Genomic DNA, 803 nt, shown 5'->3' with positions numbered 1-803 from the left:
ATCCTGCTCCCGTCCGGGGAGTAGGAGACGGACTCCCCCTGCCCGAGCGGCACGCTGATCCGCCCGCCGCGCTTGATGTCGCCGCCGTTCCAGTCGTACCAGATGCCGCCGAAGTAGCCGCGTACGGTGAGCCGCCGGCCGTCCGGCGAGAACGCGGCGTCGGTGGCCCACAGGTCGACGGCCTTGACCGGCTTGAAGACGTTCGCCCCGGACGGGGAGAGGGTGGCGGGGCCCGCGTAGAGGTGCCCGCCGTCCTCCTGCTTGTCGATGATGTAGACGCGGCCGGTCTTCGGGTGGACGACCATCGACTCGGCGTCGCGCGAGCCGTCGCTGTACTTCACGACGTACTGGGTGGCCTTGACCGACTGGTCCTTGAGGTCCTTCGGCTCGGGCAGCTTGTAGATCCACACGTACGGCCAGGTGACCCCGTCGTTGTCGCCGATGTCACCGACCCAGATCTCGTTCCCGGGCCCGACGGCGATGGCCTCGACGTCCCTCGGGGTACCCACGCCGGTCATGGTGATCCTGGCGACGGTCCTGCCGGTGGCGCTGTCGACGGCGTACAGGTACGCGCCGGTGTCCTGGTCGTTGTGGGTCCAGTAGATCCCCGGGTGCTGCCGCGAGGCGGCCAGCCCGCTGGACTCGGTGATCCGGGGATCGCTGATGGTGAAGCCCCGGTCCCCCTTCCCGTCCCCGTCGGCGGCGGAGGCGGGCACGGCGACGGGCACGGTGAAGGCCCCCACGAGCAGGATCCCGGCGAGCAGGGCGAAGGGTCGACGCATGCCCCAAGCCTGCCATCCCTC

General features: G+C 70.4%; 1 protein-coding gene. It reads right to left on the bottom strand.

Annotation, left to right across the window (positions count from 1 at the left end; all coding sequences use genetic code 11):
• Positions 1-782: WD40 repeat domain-containing protein (locus tag EHS43_RS45425; RefSeq protein ID WP_125196142.1), on the bottom strand; the 782-nt coding region annotated here is incomplete at its 3' end.
• Positions 783-803 lie beyond the last annotated feature (21 nt).

Source organism: Streptomyces sp. RP5T, assembly GCF_003933965.1.
Lineage (GTDB): Bacteria > Actinomycetota > Actinomycetes > Streptomycetales > Streptomycetaceae > Streptomyces.
Note: the sequence above shows the minus strand (reverse complement) of the source record. Positions and strands in the feature narration are given on the sequence as shown.